The sequence below is a fragment of the Infirmifilum tikiterense genome, from assembly GCF_054696565.1.
This window is the reverse complement of sequence record NZ_CP182482.1, coordinates 235,821-251,633: the sequence shown is the minus strand read 5'-3', so window position 1 is coordinate 251,633 and position 15,813 is coordinate 235,821. Positions and strand designations below refer to the sequence as shown.

The following is a 15,813-nucleotide window of genomic DNA, read 5'->3' as shown; positions in this document are numbered from 1 at the left end:
AGAAGCGCCTCCTTAGGTCCCTGCAAAAGCTCTCGAAAAACAGCTCGTTTCATGGATCAGTGAACAGCTCCGGATGCCTTCGCCTGAAACCCTCAATGTATGCTAGCACTACGTTCTTCACGTCCTCAGCGTCTAGGTGTTGTGTGGAAACTACGAGGTCGGCTACGCTGTAATCCCTTATGTTTAAGCCATAGTACTTCATCGCCCTCTCGTAGTTGCTCTTCTCCCTCTCTTCGATCTCCCTTAAGGCCTCCGCAAGCGAGATGCCATCACGCCTCGCTATGCGCTCCGCCCTCACCTCGCGCGGAGCGTCGAAGATTATCTTTATGTGGGCTATCTTGCTCAACACCCAGACGGACAGGTGACCCTCCACTACGACGCCTCCTTTAAGCGCTTCGCCGATCGCCCTCTGGTCTATCAGCAGGTCTATGCTCTCATCCTCCTCGGCTTTCTTATGCAGCTCAAGTAGGCTGACGCCCCTTTCGCGGGCTAGCTCCCTGAAGAGGCCTCCGCTTGAAACGTAGCGTAGGCCGTAGTGCTCTGCTATAAAGCGGGAGTACGTTGTCTTACCGCTACCAGGGGTTCCGCTCACAGCTATGACGACGCAGGGCAAGGCGATCAGGCTCCCGCGAGCTTACGTGCTGCTACTTTTATGCCGAGCTTCAAGCAACGATGACAGAGGTAGCCGCCGTAAATCCTCGTAGGCATCTTCACGCCCCCTCTCTCCTCCCTAGTGGTGAGCTTCGGGACACCTCGTATCGGCGCGCCGCAGACCGCGCACTTGGGGTAGTCATGCTTCTTGTCCAGGATCCTGAGCACGTGCCTGCCACCGGGGGTTCTGACGATTTTCCTCTTCCTGGTGCGCGACCTAAGCGCAGGCCTTACCATAGGACACCAAAGCGTTTATGTGCGAGTATTTAAGAAATTTTCGCGCGAAGGTGTTCGGCGTTGGGCACTAAGGCCGGAGTCGTGGAGGGTTGGGTGAGCAACGCAAAGAGCCTAGGAAGGGTGGCCTTCCTAGAGGTCATCGATGACCTCAACCTCTCCCCAATAACGGTCGTCGTTAAAAAAGACCAAGTCGATCCAGAGACATGGACAACCGCTACGAGGGTCAAGCTAGGCTCAGCGGTGCGCGTGGAGGGGGTTTTCCCAGAGGTGGTCGTGAGTAGAAAAGGGCGTGAAATCCAGGCCTCGAGGATAACCGTACTATCCGAGACACTGGAAATACCGCCGATCGACTTGACAGGCAAGACCCCAGCGAGCTTTGACCTGTACATCGACTACAGGTACCTTGCACTTAGGCTGCCCCGCTTTCGAGCCGTGTTCATCGCGCGAAGCAAGCTCATGGGTTTCACTCGCGAGTTCTTCGCAAAGCAGGGGTTCTTGGAGGTGAACACCCCGAAGATCGTCGGTGCTGGAGCCGAGGGAGGGGCCACCCTCTTCACAGTGGATTATTTTGAAAGGAAAGCTTACCTCTCTCAAAGCCCCCAGCTGTACAAGCAAATGCTCATGTGCGGGGTGCCGCGAGTATTCGAAATTGCACCGTACTTTAGGGCTGAGAAGTTCAGCACCCCTAGGCACTTGAACGAAAGCTGGGGGCTCGACGTCGAGATGGCGTTCATCGACAGCGAGGAGGACGTTATGAGGATACTGGAGGACTTCGTCAGAGGTGCAATAAGGTACCTTAGGTCACAAATGGGTGAGACCTTGAGGGAGGTGGGATTCGAGCTCCTAGAGGAGCCGGCGAATATACCAAAGGTAACGTACAGCGAGGCTTTAGACACGCTGGGGAAGCTCGGGTTCAGCCTGCAGTGGGGGGACGACCTAGACACACAGGCGGAGAAAGCCCTGGGAGAGCACTTGCAGAATCAAGGCTACCCGATTTACTTTATCACGAAGTACCCCTGGGACGCAAAACCCTTCTACATCATGAGGGAGAACGACAAGCTGAGCAGGTCTTTCGACCTCGACATAAGGGGTATCGAAGTGGCCTCAGGAGGTCAGAGAGAACACAGGTACACCGAGCTACTCAAAAACCTCAAAGCTAAAGGGCTGAATCCAGAGGAGTTCAGCTTTTACACACAGGCATTTAAGTACGGTATGCCTCCTCACGGCGGCTTCGGTCTAGGCCTGGATAGACTCTTGATGACTATGCTGGGGCTCTCGAACATACGAGAAGTCGTGCTATTCCCAAGAGACCGCTTCAGGCTGATCCCCTGATGGGCACCGAGGCTCGACCTTCAAGTGGCTTCGAGAAGCGTTCATGACCACGCTCATCTCAAGTCGCGCCTGCCTCATTTACCCCTTAACTAATAAGGGGGCCTCTCCTCGGGATACCACGGGTCCCCTTTCCGAGGGGTGGCTCCAGCGGACTCCAGCCCACGTCGCTGCGGGCAAGTTGTCTTTTCGCGTTGTTCAAAGCACCTGACTGGCAACCGTGTGGACGTACCGGGAAATGGTTATTGCTCGACGCCGACTTCTAGCCATTCGGGATTCATCTCCTTTTCGGTGCGTATGCTGAGAAACGAGAAATTATGTCTTCGCTACTTATCTCTTTCTGCGAGGTTGGAGGTGCTGGATATAAACCTTCACATGTACTGTAACTGATGCGGCCCGAGATAAGTAGGCATTATCGAGTGCTCGTACAACTCCTTCAAACTTGGATGGAACATGGAAAGATATGAATTGGATTCAGGAAAATTTTTGGGAAAACTAAAAAGTACTGTTGCTACTTAGGCCTGGACGCTTATGCTTTCGGGTTTAGCCAAGGGGATCTGGAATGTGGGTGTGAGGACTTTTATCTTCCTGATTTCAGCCTTCTTAATTGGGTATATCTTTCTGGCATTAGCCTCGATTTCCGAGGCTATGTTACCGAGAACCGCCTGCTGTATGAAGGTGTCGAAGTCGAGCTGGCCAGCCTTTTCGCTTATTATTTGAAACATAATCTTTCTGATAGCCTTTTTCTGCGAGGTTTTAACTCTGCTCACGGTGACGGCCATTCCCATTACTCTGAGCTTAACCCCATCCTTCGTTTCTACGTCTATTATCGCGTCTATCCTGGATGTCCCCCTCCTCACGAGGCTTCGTATGTAGTCTCGCGTGAGCTCCATCTGTTTGAGCTGCGTGTAAGCTGTAGTCCCCTCAACTTTAACTATCTGGAACTTCAGCTTAATGTGTAGCTGAGAAATATCCTTCGTGATGTCGTAAAAGCTTACTTCGACGGTCCTGCCAATGACGTTCTCAGGCTCGTTAGCCGGGATTAGACCTAGTTCAGCATAGCCGAATGCCCTGGGCGCTAGCACCTTGATCCACTTCTTCATCGCCCACTTGTCCTTGGCCTTCCTAGTGCTCACGGAGTAAACCCCAGCTTGCCTACGTGTAACGTCATTTAAACTTTTTCTTCCGGCAAGCAATATGCTTATACCCTCTAAGTTAGATTTTCATAACAGCCGATGAAGAAGGAGGTGATCTGTGATATTGCATGGTGATCGATGACTACGGGGGTCTGAGGCTGCAATTCGAACGTAGGAAAGGCCTTAGCGCGGAGGAGTTCGAGAGGTTTCTCGTAAACGCTAGGAAGATAGCGTATTTCGATCAGTCAAGAAAAGTTTGGGTGGTCTCCGAGGAGAAGCTTCTCAGGCTTGACAGGGAAGAGCTGGTGAAGACTCTCGACTCTCTCAGGGAGTTATCAACCCTCACGGAAGATCAAGTTCACGTTATTCTCGCCAATTATGGCTCGAGTACAGGGAGCCGCGGTGAGAGGCTCAGTGTCACGAGTTTTCTGGAGGTGCGAGGTCCTGCACAGCTCATCGAGAAAATACTTCGAGATGCTGACTTCAGCGGAATGGTGACGAGCAGGAACGGAAGGCTTTACCTCACCTCCCTCCTCAGTCTAAAGGTGTTCGCTGAGAGGTTGCGCGAAAAGTATGGCGTTCAGCTGGACTACAGCGTCGACCTGTTCAGCGTAAAGGTGTACAGAGAGGAGGCGTCTCTTAGGCTCTCGTTCAAATACATTGACAAAGACCTCGCTATGCTCTTACTCAACGAGGGTGTTTTGACCTACAACGTCGAGAAGCCTGTTATAGGTCCAGACGGGGAGTACCAGGGTTCAGAGCTAGTCCAGCGCACGCTGAAAGTAGCGAGGATGCACTGGGGTGACAAGACGCTTATTGCACCTGTAGCACTGTTGGAAAAGTATCTGTCGAGGCTGGCCGCTCTAGGCCTGAAGCCCGAAATCCAGATAACCGAGAAAACCGACATAAAAACTCCTCTTCGCAAGAACTTCACCTTATTACCTCACCAGGAGGAGGCGTTCAGCCTCTGGGCCAAGCGCAAGAGGGGCACGATCGCTATTTTCACGCGAGGAGGGAAATCCTTCATAGCTCTTGAGGCTATTCAGCACCTCCGGAAACCTACGCTTATACTCGTCACGACCCAGGAGCTCATGGCCACCTGGCTGGACTACCTGGAAAAGTACCTCTCCCTCCCGCGCCACTTCATCGGGGTCCTCGGAGCCGGCGAGCAAAAGATACGGGAAATAACCGTCGCGACTTACTCGAGCGCTGTGAAGTACATCGAGCTCATAAGGGACAAGTTTGAGTTTGTTGTGTTCGACGAGGCCCATCACGTCCCAGCCACCACGTTTAAAAACGTAGCTTTGCAGCTCGACGCTCTGTACAGGCTGGCTCTCTCGGCGACTCCCACGCGGAGAGATAACAACCATAACCTTCTCTACGAGCTTTGCGGGGGGTTGCTGTACACGCTGTCATACGAGGACCTTGTGAGGCTGAAGGTTGTCGCCCCTATTGAACGCTTTCAAGCCTTCTTTGCTGAAAGTGAGGAGGAGAAGCTTCACAGACTCTACGAGATCCTGCGTGAGTACCCAGGGTCAAAGGCGATAGTGTTCACCCAATACTTAAAGACGGCAGAAACAGTTTATAGCTTCCTGCAGGAGAAAGGTATCAAGGCTGTTCTGGTAACAGGCCAAACACCAAGCGCCAAAAGGGAGCTCCTGTTCCGAGATTTCCTAGAGGGAAGAGCAAACGTCATCGTTTCCACGACTGTGCTGGATGAAGGCATAACTGTTCCGGACGCCGAGCTCGCGGTTATATACGAGGGGAGCGGTGAGGGCAGGCAGATGATACAGAGGATAGGCAGGGTTTTAGGTTACCAGCCGGGTAAGACAGCTAAAGTGTTTGAGATAATCAACATCACGAACCCCAAGGAGAAGTACGCGTACCTGCGCAGGTCGTGGGTTCGTGAGCTCTACGTTTTCGAAGGGTTGAAAAAGTATGTCGAGGCAACAAAGAAGGGTCAAACCGACGAGATAAAGCCCTCCTACCAAAGGAGGATTGACTCCTTTTAGCACCCGAGAACCGTGGCTACTGCTCGTCGTATTACTGGGTTCGTCCTTGCTTCCTCGCATATCCTGTCTTCAGGGCACTCGCCCACTGGGATCTCGAGGTGTACGTAGAACCCCGCTTTACCCTCTCTCGCACGCTTAAACCGCATGAACCTTCTCTCCAAAACCGTGGCCAAGGATACCCCCAGCAACCTCGCGGCCTCGCTCTCAAAGCCAATGATGGACCACTCATCGTGACCGTAGCTTGTGGGCTCGACGAAGAGAAGACGCTTATTCACGCCCGGGACTCGTACCCCCAACTCGATCTCTCTCAGCGAGATGGCGCCCGCGTATTTCGGGAACTCTTCCTCGGTTTTGCTCAGCCTCGAAACTGGGATTGAGATCTCGATGCCCTCATCCACCACGACAATTATCCTGATCGCTGTAGAGGGTGATGCCTGAATCACGCGAAAGCCCCTAACCGAGATGCCAGCTCTCTCAAGGGCAACCACTACGCGCCACGACGGCACGTAAGCCGTGAAGTGCACATCGATGTCGCTCGAAGGCGTTACATCACCTCGTGCAACACTACCTATGACGACAGGGGATGCACTCACGCCCTCTAAGGCTCGAAGTAGCTCCAGAGCCCTCTCCCTGAGGTTTTCTAGTAGCCTCCACCTCCACTCGGGATAAACCACAGGGGTCTTATCCCTAACTCTTACCGGAGTGAGACTCGGCAAGGGTCTTCACTCTGTATGCCGTCTCAAGTATCTGGAGGAGTATCATAACGGCCTTCCCGACCTCATAGACGTCAGCGGGGCTTGAAGCCCTAGCAAGCTCGCCTCGCAGAAGCTCCATGCGCTCAACTACAGTCTGCTCTAAGGACCTGAGAGCCAGCGCGGAGCGGGCACGGACCTCTTCCTCATCGCTTGATACAATGACGAACCTTTGCCCGCACTTGGGGCACACAACCTCACCGGACTTCAGGCGGAATAGAGGTACTGAGCAGTAGGGGCAAAGCTTGTCGAGCATCGTTGCCCCGGACTTCAACAAGGAAGCCATCTTAGCTAGAACAGCCTTCTCCTCCTCAGACACAAAAAATACAATATCAGCCCAATATATAACTTAGTCAATGCCAAACGTCGAGGACTTTCAAGACAATCCCTCCATATACGGTAAAAAACTGGGAGAGTTTACGATGCAGTGCCCCCTTTGTGGGGGTCCACTGCACATCACGGAGGCCGAGTACGAGATACCTGTCCTCGGGAAGGTACTAATAGCCAGCAAGCGGTGCGAGAAGTGCGGGTACAGGAAGAACGATATCGTCCCGCTTGAACAAAGAGAGCACCTCCGCGTGTACTTTAGGGTTGAGAAGCCAGAGGACTTCGAGGTGAAGGTTGTAAGGTCCCCGACTGCTCGTGTGATTATACCGGAGCTCGGCCTAGAGCTCGACCCCGGGATAGACGCGGAGATGTTTATAACGAATGTCGAGGGTATATTACAGCTTTTCCTAGACGCCATTCATAGGCTTCGTGTACTAGACCCCGATGTGGATACAACAGCAGTCGAGAGCGAGCTGAAGCTCATAATCGAGCAACGCCGATGCGGTTTCACGGTAGTCCTCGATGACGAAAGTGGATTAAGCACATTCTACTCCGAGGACTATAATGTCCCACTCTTGATCGAGAGAGTCGGCATTAAAAGGTCGAGCACCAACTGACCAGTAAGCGAAATGTATATACATGCAAGTAAGGATAGCTTTTACTTGAGTCGTTTATGAGCAAGAGTGGAACTAAAAGCAAGAAAGGGGGCAAAGGCGAGAAGGAGCGGAAGCCTACAGCGCTTCCAGCCGCAGGTCTACTGACGTTCTACGAGGAGGACATAGGAGGGATAAAGATCAGGCCCGAGGTCGTGGTAGCCGGAACTTTCCTTCTAGCTTTGATCGTGATTATGGCGCATCTCGGAGTCTTCGGGCCCTAGCTCCTTCCTCCATAGCTTTCACGATCTCTCTTACTTTCTCCTGCACATTCTCGGACTCCTCGACGATCGTTCCGGTGACGAGGATATCGGCACCTGCCTTGGCGAGCTCTCGGGCAGTCTCCGGCTCCCTTATTCCACCCCCAACGATGATAGGTATCGTCACGTTCTCTCGAACTATCCTTACGAGAGCGGGGGGAACGGGGTGGCCGCCGGATCCGCCCTCTAAGTAGACGAAGTTAAAGCCCATGTACTCCGCCGCCAGCGCGTAGGCCACCACAACCTCGGTTGCGTCGAAGGGTAGTGGTCTAGCGTAGCTAACAAGCGACGCGGCCCCTCCGGACCCCATGAGGATGTACCCAAGTGAAAGAACTTCGAGCCCGTACCTCTTAACGATCGGCGCGCCCTGCACCTGGGCCCCCACTATGAAGTAAGGGTTCTGCGAGTTTAGGACGGAGAGGAACCAAACCGCATCTGCGTACTTGCTCAGCGCTGTAGGAGTCCCAGGGAAGAGGATCACCGGTATTTCCACAGCTTTCTTGACGGCGAGAACCAGCTCGTCTGTCATACCCTCAGAGACGCCCGTGCTACCCCCCACCATGATAGCTGAAGTGCCAGCCTCGAAGGCCTCTCTGGCTATCTTAGAGGCCTGCTCCGGCGGCGTCTTGTCCGGGTCGAGTAGAGTCATGTGTATGGCGCCCCGCTCCCTTATTCGCTCTAAAATGTACTCCTTAACCCACCTCTTCTTCATCATCCTCACCACTTGATGGTTTTTCAACAGTCACAAGCTTACCCGCCTCGAAATCGTCTAGGAACTTGCTAAAATAATCCACGGGGTGCAGGTAAGGATTGTACTCGTACTCGCCTCTTAGCCCGCAGTTAGCACAGGTCACTATGACCTTCTTCTCCTTTCCCTTAGTGACCGAAACGCTCACAGCCGTCGCTCCGCATGAAGGGCATTGGAACACCGTGGGTAGCTTCCTCTTAGGAACCAAACGCGGACGTGCACGCTTCCGCCTGCGCCTTCCCATACTATCAGCCTGCCTTAAGAAGATGTCAGCCTAGGATATAAGTACTTATGTGCCCGTGTTTTACGCTAAAGCTACGTCGTCGACGAACAACGAGTATTGGTCACCGGGGATCATCCTAGCTTTTAGCAGGACATCTCTCCCTAAAAGCTCTTGGTTGACGTAGGACAGAATCTTCTCCAAGGCCGATGGGGTGTGATCGCACGCCTCCTTTACATGCATCGAGTATATTTTCTCAAAAACTCTTGAACTGTTACTAACACCACGTAACGTCGCCACTCCATCGTCAAGAACCATGGATATGTGGAATAAGGGGTTACCGTTTAGGCAACGAATACGAGAGTTGAGAGATACCACTGCAGCCCTGTTCACAATGTGCCCTACCTGACCCACGAACTTCGAGAATACATACCTCGACGGGTGTTTGCTCTCTATGACAACGGCATTAAGGCACTCACTCTCTCTAAAAGTACCGTCTACCGAATAAGCCCCCACAATTTCACACACTTTTCCAACGGTCCCAGCGAGCATGGCAAGACTGGTATCCCGGAATACTACGAGGTGCTGAACGGCTATTCCATCTCTGTTGTTTTCGGTGGCCAAGTAAACCCGCCCTCCCTCTCTTCTAAAAAGAATGTAGCCCAAGACTTCAGCCTTAAATCCAAACAGCTCATTGCTCTGGGTGCGCATGCAGAGCGAAACCTCGCCTTCACCGCTTGGAACAGCAGATACTTGCGAGGGGGCATCACATCTGATGGTGAGGATGCTCTTCTTGGAAAGCTCGCTACAACCGCTCGTAGCAACAAGGTCCGCCTCTGGGGCCGTCGTAGCCGGTAAGATCACTACTGCTGGCTCACACCCATCTAAACTAACACCGTAAATGCAGCGCCCCCCGGCTTTGGCGACGCTCCTCACAACTTTTATCACTCGGGTTCCCGGTTTATGCCTCTCGATATACTGGAGAAGCTCTGTCAGCTCGCTCTGAGCGAGAGGTTTAACCGAGGAGGATTTCTCGAAGTATATTTCGTTTCTCTCTCTGTACTTTCTAATGGACACTTTAATAAGCCTCACCCTGGTGCCCACCCTTAAGGCCCTTCCGATGCTTTCTGCTTGCTCGTCCCATAAAACCCCCCAGATGATACCCGTCTCGTCGGCTATAGCGAAACGCAGGTACTTCTTACCTGTAGGCGATAGCTTCAGACCTGAATTGAACACCACTAGGCCCTCGACGTCAACGCCACGGAAGCCTGAGGCGAGGTCCTTGATCTTCAAAACTGTGAGGGATGAGGGGGCGGACTCGCGTGAAAGAACTACTCCCAGCTCTTTCGCAACGATGAGGGCGGCGGCGTCTCTCCTTATTATCCCTCCGAACTCCTTGACTTTCTCGTCGATCATCCTCTCAATCTGCTCTCGAGTGAGGTTCGGCCGACTCCTCAAAACTTCCTCGACTACGCGCTGAACATCGTTGTCTTCGCTTGGTGCTCTCTCCATTGCGCTAACCTGAATCCTGCGGACATCTTACTAAAAACGTTATTTACCTTTAAAAATCCTTAGATGCGAACGCGGGTCATACGTGGCACACTCATAATTTCACCATGCCTAGAGGGTTCTTTTCGGAGTATGGATCGGTCTTATCACTCAAGCGGCTACACGCAGCAATACTACCTTATTTATCAGCATTTATTAGCCTTATCCCTACTCTCTTCCCGGTACGACGTGCGGCCTGCCTGCCATCGCAGGTTAGAGGAGGAAGGTGCCGAGTACCGCTCTCGTCACCAGAAGCGCCAGGTATACAGCCTGGAGAGCCGTTCATCACGAGCTCCCTGTGTCCACCCGAGAAAGTGTTTTTCAGACCAGTGAAATGGCAGACACGCCAGGCGTGGCTTAAACATGGACATAAGTAGTCTGGTAAGGGTGTTCTCACTACCGGTGATCGGGATGCTACAGTCGCGGGCTGTTGCTGAGTAGCCTCGTTAGGATAGGCTTGAGAGAAGCTTTACGTATAATTCGTTGAAGCTGATGCGCTCTTTCTTCAGCTGAACACCCTCCTTTATGGCAAGCTCTACTGCAATCATGTGGTAGCAGGCTTTCGACCTACCTCTATAGAAAACCGAGAATAAGAAGTCTTCGCAGGAGCAGAAAACGCCGGGAACAACGATGTGAAGCCTCTTCCTGTCTTTGCTCTCTACAGCATACAGTTCAACGGTTCTTTCCCCTGCTCCAAAACCCTCAATTTCAATCCTTTTCACTCTCCCCTCTGCTAGGGCTTTCCTTGCCTGAATAGAAAGCCTCCGAGACAAATGAGCAGCCCGCTGACTCCGGAGCAATGCTGCTTTTTAAGTTTTCCCTTGCCACCTCTAGTGCTCGACCCTATTCTCCCTCAATTCCAGTGGACAATGAAAGGTGCAAGGGTTGCGAAGCTAGTGCTCCTAGACCTCAGAAGTGCTACAATCTCACCTCAAGGAACACCATTGCATAGACAAGGCACTGGGAGTTACCTGCATATTTTTTGTTTGGGGTTTTAAACCGTTTGCTCGCAGAACGCCATTACTTCGGCGATTGCGTTTAACAAGAACTGTCTCAGCGTCCTGTTCCGGATCCCTCTAAGCTTCTTTGAGGCGAGGTTTGTATACCCCGAGGCGCCGGGGTGCCCTCCCCCCTCTCCTCCAAGCATCTTTGCAACGCTGGATACGAGCTTGGAGCTGTCAAAGCCTCTCTCCAGTAGCCTCTCGGAGGCTCTTACGCTGACTCTCGTCGTATCATGGCCCCCTAGAACTATCGCCAGGTCTACTCCCAGTGAGACGAGCGTCCTTGCTACAGATGCTTCGTGCGCGCTGGACTCAGTAACGGCAATTACGTAACCGCAAACGTCGATTACACTTGCCCTTTGAACACCCTTAAGCCTCGCGATTAGCTCGGAGCGGTCCTCCTTTTCCTCTATTAACTTTAAAGCCTGAGCGTAGTCGGCTCCGCTCTCGAGCAGAATCTTGCTGGCGAGGAATGTGCTTGGAGACGTGTAAAGGTATCTCCTAGTGTCGTATAATATGCCTATTAAGGCAATTAGAGCTGTCCTGCTATCGATCTCCACCCTCAGCCTGTCGGCCAGCAGGACAGCAATCACCGTCGAGGCGGGTTCCCGCGCTATAACGGACGCTTTAGCCCTCTCCGCAAGTACGCCGGGCGGGAAGTGGTGGTCTATCACGAGTATGTCCGTTTCTGCCTCGAGCAGGGGTCGGATATCCCCCAGCATCACGACGTTTGATGTGTCGCAGACAACTACCCCGTCGGCCTCCTGGCACCTCTCACGCCACTGGGCCCCGAGAGTATCCATAATCTTCTTCGAAACGCTGCTCGGCCCCTCTGGTAAGCACACTTCAGCCTCAATGCCTAAGCTAGAGCACACTTTTTTGATTACAAAGGCGCAACCGATAGCATCGGGATCCGCGTTCTTGTGGGTTACTATGATGAGCTTTTTGCCTGTAAAACTCCTGAGGAATTCCTCAGCACGGTCTAAATCCACCGAGCACACACCTAAGGTAAGGGTTTCAAGCCCTTTTCGCGCAACTTCTTCTCAGCCAGGCTTATCGCCTCCTCCGCGACCTCTTCTGCTACTTTTGCAAGCCTCTCCCTGTCTAGCACCCTAGAGTAAATGCGTATTTCCACCGAAAAGTCATAAGGCCAGTCTTCGCCCAGGAACACAGAGACTGTCACCTGGAGACTTGGATCGTGGGGGAGCTTCTCCTCTATCCGCCTGAGAGCAAAGAGTATTACCTCATCAACAATATCGTGAGCATCAGGCCCGGAAACTGTGCTACTCTTCACTCCGCAGTCCCACTAGGCGATGGAAGCGACGCTCTGAGCTGCTTTTCAAGCGAGCTGACCCGCTCGCGTAAAAGCTTCTCCCTCTTGGAGAACTCTTCGATCCTCACCTGAAGCAGTTCTTTTTCGGATGCAAGGTCACGGGAAACTTCCTCCTTGGGAACTTTCATGAGTATTCCCCCCATTGCTTTATAGACAAACTGGTCTGGCGTCTTCTCGAGCTCTCTCAGCGTCTTCTCAACCTCTAGTAACCTCGCCTTATATTGCTGAAGGTTTAGCACAACTGCTCGAAGCTCATCAATAGCCTGCTGGTACTTCGCGACTAGACTCTGGTCGACGGACATACCTGCCTTAATTCCGCGTAGGAGTTTTAATGCTTTTGGTGCTCTTCGCGCACAAACTATCGCCGCACAATTGCTCATGGGGTCTGCAGCTTCCCCGTGTAACGGCGCCGTCGGTTACAGGGGCTTGAACAACAACCGTTTAATACCCTAACCTCTATTCTATGCACTGAACGTGAGCTCACTCCGACTCCTGCTGGCATCAATCGCACTGAGCGTGCTGGTCAGTCTAGTGTGTATTCACGGTTATTCAAGCACTTCCTCAAACCCCGGGAAAACAGAGTTTGCAAACGCAACCAGCCTTAACGTCACCTTGAGGATTTTTTCCTGCAAGGGTGAGAAGATTGATGCAGAATACCTGCAGTACCTCACCATTGAGCTTAAGGGTAGTAATCAGACCTGGCCCGTTCAAGGTCAGGACACGCTTTTCGTTCCTGTTCCAGCTGGGAACTACTCCCTGATCGTGAAATACCTTGGGTTCCTCGTGTATAAAGGGGAAATCCCAGTCTATAACTCAACTGAGGTGAGCGTAAGGGCTAACATCTCGAAAGTGCAGTTCAGGGCCATTGACCTCATGATGAGGGGCATTCAGGGGTACGAACTATCAGTTTCAGCTCTCAAGCTGTCGCCTCGAACCGGCGACACGGTGGACGTTTGGCTACCCTTTGGCAACCTCCAGTACTCTGTAACGTATCGTTGGGGAAACTACGGGAACGTCACCAAGTCCGGCAATGTTATTGTGAGCTGCGATACCCCTCCCGTTGTAGTGCCCCTACCAGTTTGGAGCCAGCTTGTGCTCAACTTCAGGCTCACCGATGGCTCCTCGGCTCTCGGGCTGAACGGCTCCGCAGAGGTGTACTACTCCAGTGTTCTCGTGAGCAGGGTTGACTTCTCATCCCAAGATGCGCTTAAACTGCAGGGGGCTATTACCGGGGATTACACGCTGCGCATTTATCTTCATGGGAAGAAGATCGCTGAAACTGTTATCCCTGTAGACAATAGGAGCTGGAATTACACTGTGACAGTCGGTGTCATGCGCAACATAATGCTAAGGCTCTTCGACGCCAACAACAAGCCTCTGGTATCCCAAGACTTAACGGTGACCTTAGTAACCCCTCTCGGCGAGACAAGGAGCTACACTCTTTCAGGCTCAAACACGCTAGAGATAGCGGAAGGAGTCCCAGGAAGCTACAGCCTGACCGTGACTAGCTCCGTGGCGGGTCAGCTGTACAGCGACCGAGTAAACGTGAGAGACTCAATTTCAGATATACAGCTCCCCCTAGTTTTCACCTACGTGGTATTCAAGCCTGAGGGATCAAGCACAATACCAAGAGGGGTTTCAGCAAAAGCCTTTTACATCCAAGGCGGGAAAGAAATACTCCTCTGGTCCACTTCCAGCTTATCTGAGGGAAACGAGGGCTATAAAACTGTGCTACTAGGTGTCCTACCGCTGGGCGGCAACGTAAGGGTCGAAGTCTCGTACGCGGGGGCTCAGTCCTCAACACTCACAAGCGTAGGCGGATCAGGGATCATCGAGTCCACGATCCCCGTATATGACTTCGCCGTGCGAGTAATCGACAAGAACAACGCTCCGGTAACGGGGTGCCTTGTAAACGTGTCAGCGGGCGCGCTCTCAGTATCGGGCACTGTGCGCGACGGACAGGTCTTCTTCAAGAACCTTCCGAAGGCTGACGCTAGGGTAATCGTACAATGCAGCAATGTTCCTGTAGCGGACCAAGTTATCAACACTGCTTCTCGGAACACAACGATACCGGTTCCACTCGTCTCGTTTAAAGTGAGTGTTAAGAGCTGGTTCAACAGGCCGATCACGGGAGCTGAAGTGCAGGTGGAGGTTCTCTCTGGAAACACAACGCTGTTCACAGCACACGATGTTACAGACCAGGGTGGAAACGCGCTGTTCTCAAGCGTCCCTGCCCCTCCATGGGCGACCCTTAGAGTAAAAGTCGTGTACGGTTCATCCTCGTATACTCAGCGACTCAGCGGAGAGGAGAGGGAGGTCACCGTCTTCTTCGATATCCTAGTGGATACCCCACTACTCAAGCTTACCCTCTTGCAGACCGCCACCGTTATAGGCGTTGCAACAATAGTCAGCGTAGCTGGGCTTATAGCCTACAAGAAGTACTCTGCCATCTCCACGTTCAGGCACATGTTCGAAACTGGAGCCGGGGAGGAGGAAGAGGAGAGCGAGAGCTTCACAGAGAAGCTACGCAATATATTCAGACGGAGGAAAAAGGAGGAGAGGGAGGAGGAGGGCTTGTTCTTTTAAGGGATTGGGATGAGAGCCCTCTACAGAATCGACGGGGAACTTCCCCTCATCGGGCATATAGCCTTCGGAGTGATCGACAGGGGAACAAACCTCCTGCAACTTAGGCCTACCTCTTTTTGTCCGCTCTCCTGTATCTTCTGCTCCGTTGATGCTGGACCTCGGTCTCGCATGCGGACGGCCGAGTTTGTTGTTTCCCCCAGGTACCTAGTCGAGTGGTATGCTTGGAGTGTTCGCGTAAAAGGTCTCGACTCCGCTCACGCCTACATAGACGCCGTGGGAGATCCCCTTACTCATCCCCAAATAGTTGAGCTTGTACGGCTTTTGAAAAACTCAGGCTTAGCACTCACCGTTGCCCTCGAGACCCACGGAGCTCTGCTCTCTGAGAGGCTAGCCGACGAGTTGGACGAGGCTGGTCTAGACCGGATTAACCTCTCGGTAGATGCCATTGATGCTACGAGAGCTAAGCTACTTTCCGGCACGCCCTGGTTCGATGTTACACGCGTGATGAGGGTTGCGGAATACATAGCGTCGAGCCTGCGGATGGACTTACTCGTAGCCCCTGTCTGGGTTCCTGGATACAACGACTCCGAGATTCCGAGGATCATTGAGTGGGCACTTAAAATAGGGGCGGGTAAAAAGTGGCCTCCTCTAGGAATCCAGAAGTACGAGGCGCACAAATACGGAAGAAAGGTGCCTGGGGTTAAACCTCTAACTTGGAAGGAGTTTTACCATGCCCTACGCAAGTGGGAGGATGAGTATAGTGTAAAACTCGTGCTGAGTCCGCGGGACTTTGGGATCACAAAGGCTGAGAGAGTGCCCTATGCTTTCGAGGTAGGGGAGAGGATTACGGTCAAGGTTGTTGGGCCCGGTTGGCTCAGCGGTCAGCTACTTGGAGTCTCTAAGGGAAGGGTGGTCACGCTGGTTGGCGGGGGCAGAGGTCTCTCAACGGGGGCCCGCGTTCAAGCGAGGGTAGTCCGGAATAAAGACAATATATATATTGCGAGAATCTTCGAATAGTGA

18 protein-coding genes are annotated in these 15,813 nt (G+C 52.7%); 6 read left to right on the top strand and 12 right to left on the bottom strand.

What is annotated here, in order from left to right:
- Positions 1-49: 49 nt before the first annotated feature.
- A complete protein-coding gene (gene cmk / locus ACNO7C_RS01415) occupies positions 50-613 on the bottom strand; it encodes a (d)CMP kinase (protein WP_318536536.1) in 564 nt (187 codons plus the stop codon).
- 5 nt (positions 614-618) lie between these two features.
- Entirely contained in the window at positions 619-888 is a 270-nt protein-coding gene (locus tag ACNO7C_RS01410; RefSeq protein ID WP_460025243.1) for a 50S ribosomal protein L34e, read from the bottom strand.
- 60 nt (positions 889-948) lie between these two features.
- Between ACNO7C_RS01410 and aspS the strand changes: the two genes are divergently transcribed.
- Positions 949-2,220, top strand: coding sequence for an aspartate--tRNA(Asn) ligase (gene aspS, locus ACNO7C_RS01405; protein WP_460025242.1), 1,272 nt, complete (start codon positions 949-951; stop codon positions 2,218-2,220).
- Positions 2,221-2,732: 512 nt separating this feature from the next.
- Here aspS and ACNO7C_RS01400 read toward each other — a convergent pair.
- Positions 2,733-3,353 carry a 30S ribosomal protein S3ae gene (locus ACNO7C_RS01400; protein ID WP_460025241.1) on the bottom strand — a complete coding sequence of 207 codons (621 nt, stop codon included), beginning with the start codon at positions 3,351-3,353 and terminating at the stop codon, positions 2,733-2,735.
- A 128-nt stretch (positions 3,354-3,481) separates the two neighbouring features.
- On the opposite strand from ACNO7C_RS01400, the gene ACNO7C_RS01395 reads away from it, so the two are divergent.
- Positions 3,482-5,365 carry a DEAD/DEAH box helicase gene (locus ACNO7C_RS01395; RefSeq protein ID WP_460025240.1) on the top strand — a complete coding sequence of 628 codons (1,884 nt, stop codon included), beginning with the start codon at positions 3,482-3,484 and terminating at the stop codon, positions 5,363-5,365.
- Here the strand turns inward: ACNO7C_RS01395 and ACNO7C_RS01390 are convergent.
- On the bottom strand, positions 5,362-6,081 hold the full coding sequence (locus ACNO7C_RS01390; protein WP_460025239.1) for a nucleotidyltransferase domain-containing protein: 720 nt from the start codon (positions 6,079-6,081) through the stop codon (positions 5,362-5,364). The two genes, ACNO7C_RS01395 and ACNO7C_RS01390, sit on opposite strands and share 4 nt — an antisense overlap.
- The gene (locus tag ACNO7C_RS01385) at positions 6,053-6,436 is read right to left on the bottom strand and encodes an Sjogren's syndrome/scleroderma autoantigen 1 family protein (protein ID WP_460025238.1); all 384 of its coding nucleotides are present in this window, start codon (positions 6,434-6,436) and stop codon (positions 6,053-6,055) included. Before ACNO7C_RS01385 ends, ACNO7C_RS01390 begins: the two co-directional genes overlap by 29 nt.
- 37 nt (positions 6,437-6,473) lie before the next feature.
- Here ACNO7C_RS01385 and ACNO7C_RS01380 point away from each other — a divergent pair, with 37 nt between their 5' ends.
- Positions 6,474-7,061, top strand: coding sequence for a ZPR1 zinc finger domain-containing protein (locus tag ACNO7C_RS01380; RefSeq protein ID WP_460025237.1), 588 nt, complete (start codon positions 6,474-6,476; stop codon positions 7,059-7,061).
- Between the two features lie 56 nt (positions 7,062-7,117).
- The gene (locus tag ACNO7C_RS01375) at positions 7,118-7,321 is read left to right on the top strand and encodes a preprotein translocase subunit Sec61beta (protein ID WP_460025236.1); all 204 of its coding nucleotides are present in this window, start codon (positions 7,118-7,120) and stop codon (positions 7,319-7,321) included.
- On the opposite strand, the gene ACNO7C_RS01370 is transcribed toward ACNO7C_RS01375, so the two are convergent.
- From ACNO7C_RS01370 to ACNO7C_RS01340, 7 genes are all read right to left on the bottom strand, one after another.
- Positions 7,290-8,072 carry a phosphoglycerol geranylgeranyltransferase gene (locus ACNO7C_RS01370; protein ID WP_460025235.1) on the bottom strand — a complete coding sequence of 261 codons (783 nt, stop codon included), beginning with the start codon at positions 8,070-8,072 and terminating at the stop codon, positions 7,290-7,292. The genes ACNO7C_RS01375 and ACNO7C_RS01370 overlap by 32 nt on opposite strands.
- Positions 8,050-8,349, bottom strand: a complete 300-nt coding sequence (locus ACNO7C_RS01365) for a hypothetical protein (protein WP_460025234.1) — start codon at positions 8,347-8,349, stop codon at positions 8,050-8,052. The genes ACNO7C_RS01370 and ACNO7C_RS01365 overlap by 23 nt, the downstream gene beginning before the upstream one ends.
- Before the next feature lie 60 nt (positions 8,350-8,409).
- Positions 8,410-9,837, bottom strand: a complete 1,428-nt coding sequence (locus tag ACNO7C_RS01360; protein ID WP_460025233.1) for an OB-fold nucleic acid binding domain-containing protein — start codon at positions 9,835-9,837, stop codon at positions 8,410-8,412.
- A gap of 482 nt (positions 9,838-10,319) precedes the next feature.
- The gene (locus ACNO7C_RS01355; RefSeq protein ID WP_460025232.1) at positions 10,320-10,646 is read right to left on the bottom strand and encodes an SWIM zinc finger family protein; all 327 of its coding nucleotides are present in this window, start codon (positions 10,644-10,646) and stop codon (positions 10,320-10,322) included.
- Between the two features lie 221 nt (positions 10,647-10,867).
- Complete coding sequence (locus ACNO7C_RS01350) at positions 10,868-11,866, bottom strand: DHH family phosphoesterase (RefSeq protein WP_460025231.1); 999 nt, start codon at positions 11,864-11,866, stop codon at positions 10,868-10,870.
- 11 nt (positions 11,867-11,877) lie between these two features.
- Positions 11,878-12,168 carry a hypothetical protein gene (locus tag ACNO7C_RS01345; RefSeq protein ID WP_460025230.1) on the bottom strand — a complete coding sequence of 97 codons (291 nt, stop codon included), beginning with the start codon at positions 12,166-12,168 and terminating at the stop codon, positions 11,878-11,880.
- Complete coding sequence (locus ACNO7C_RS01340; protein WP_318536521.1) at positions 12,165-12,509, bottom strand: prefoldin subunit; 345 nt, start codon at positions 12,507-12,509, stop codon at positions 12,165-12,167. The genes ACNO7C_RS01345 and ACNO7C_RS01340 overlap by 4 nt, the downstream gene beginning before the upstream one ends.
- A gap of 172 nt (positions 12,510-12,681) precedes the next feature.
- Here ACNO7C_RS01340 and ACNO7C_RS01335 point away from each other — a divergent pair, with 172 nt between their 5' ends.
- On the top strand, positions 12,682-14,793 hold the full coding sequence (locus tag ACNO7C_RS01335) for a hypothetical protein (protein ID WP_460025229.1): 2,112 nt from the start codon (positions 12,682-12,684) through the stop codon (positions 14,791-14,793).
- A 9-nt stretch (positions 14,794-14,802) separates the two neighbouring features.
- Positions 14,803-15,810 (top strand): radical SAM protein, encoded by a 1,008-nt coding sequence (locus ACNO7C_RS01330; protein ID WP_460025228.1) that lies wholly within the window; start codon positions 14,803-14,805, stop codon positions 15,808-15,810.
- The last annotated feature ends 3 nt before the right edge of the window (positions 15,811-15,813 follow it).

Excerpts from the sequence above, each read along its gene's own strand:
- ACNO7C_RS01410 (WP_460025243.1), bottom strand. The coding sequence starts at position 888 with ATGGTAAGGCCTGCGCTTAGGTCGCGCACCAGGAAGAGGAAAATCGTC.
- ACNO7C_RS01395 (WP_460025240.1), top strand. The coding sequence starts at position 3,482 with ATGGTGATCGATGACTACGGGGGTCTGAGGCTGCAATTCGAACGTAGG.
- ACNO7C_RS01380 (WP_460025237.1), top strand. The coding sequence starts at position 6,474 with ATGCCAAACGTCGAGGACTTTCAAGACAATCCCTCCATATACGGTAAA.
- ACNO7C_RS01375 (WP_460025236.1), top strand. The coding sequence starts at position 7,118 with ATGAGCAAGAGTGGAACTAAAAGCAAGAAAGGGGGCAAAGGCGAGAAG.
- ACNO7C_RS01370 (WP_460025235.1), bottom strand. The coding sequence starts at position 8,072 with ATGATGAAGAAGAGGTGGGTTAAGGAGTACATTTTAGAGCGAATAAGG.
- ACNO7C_RS01365 (WP_460025234.1), bottom strand. The coding sequence starts at position 8,349 with ATGGGAAGGCGCAGGCGGAAGCGTGCACGTCCGCGTTTGGTTCCTAAG.
- ACNO7C_RS01360 (WP_460025233.1), bottom strand. The coding sequence starts at position 9,837 with ATGGAGAGAGCACCAAGCGAAGACAACGATGTTCAGCGCGTAGTCGAG.
- ACNO7C_RS01340 (WP_318536521.1), bottom strand. The coding sequence starts at position 12,509 with ATGTCCGTCGACCAGAGTCTAGTCGCGAAGTACCAGCAGGCTATTGAT.
- ACNO7C_RS01330 (WP_460025228.1), top strand. The coding sequence starts at position 14,803 with ATGAGAGCCCTCTACAGAATCGACGGGGAACTTCCCCTCATCGGGCAT.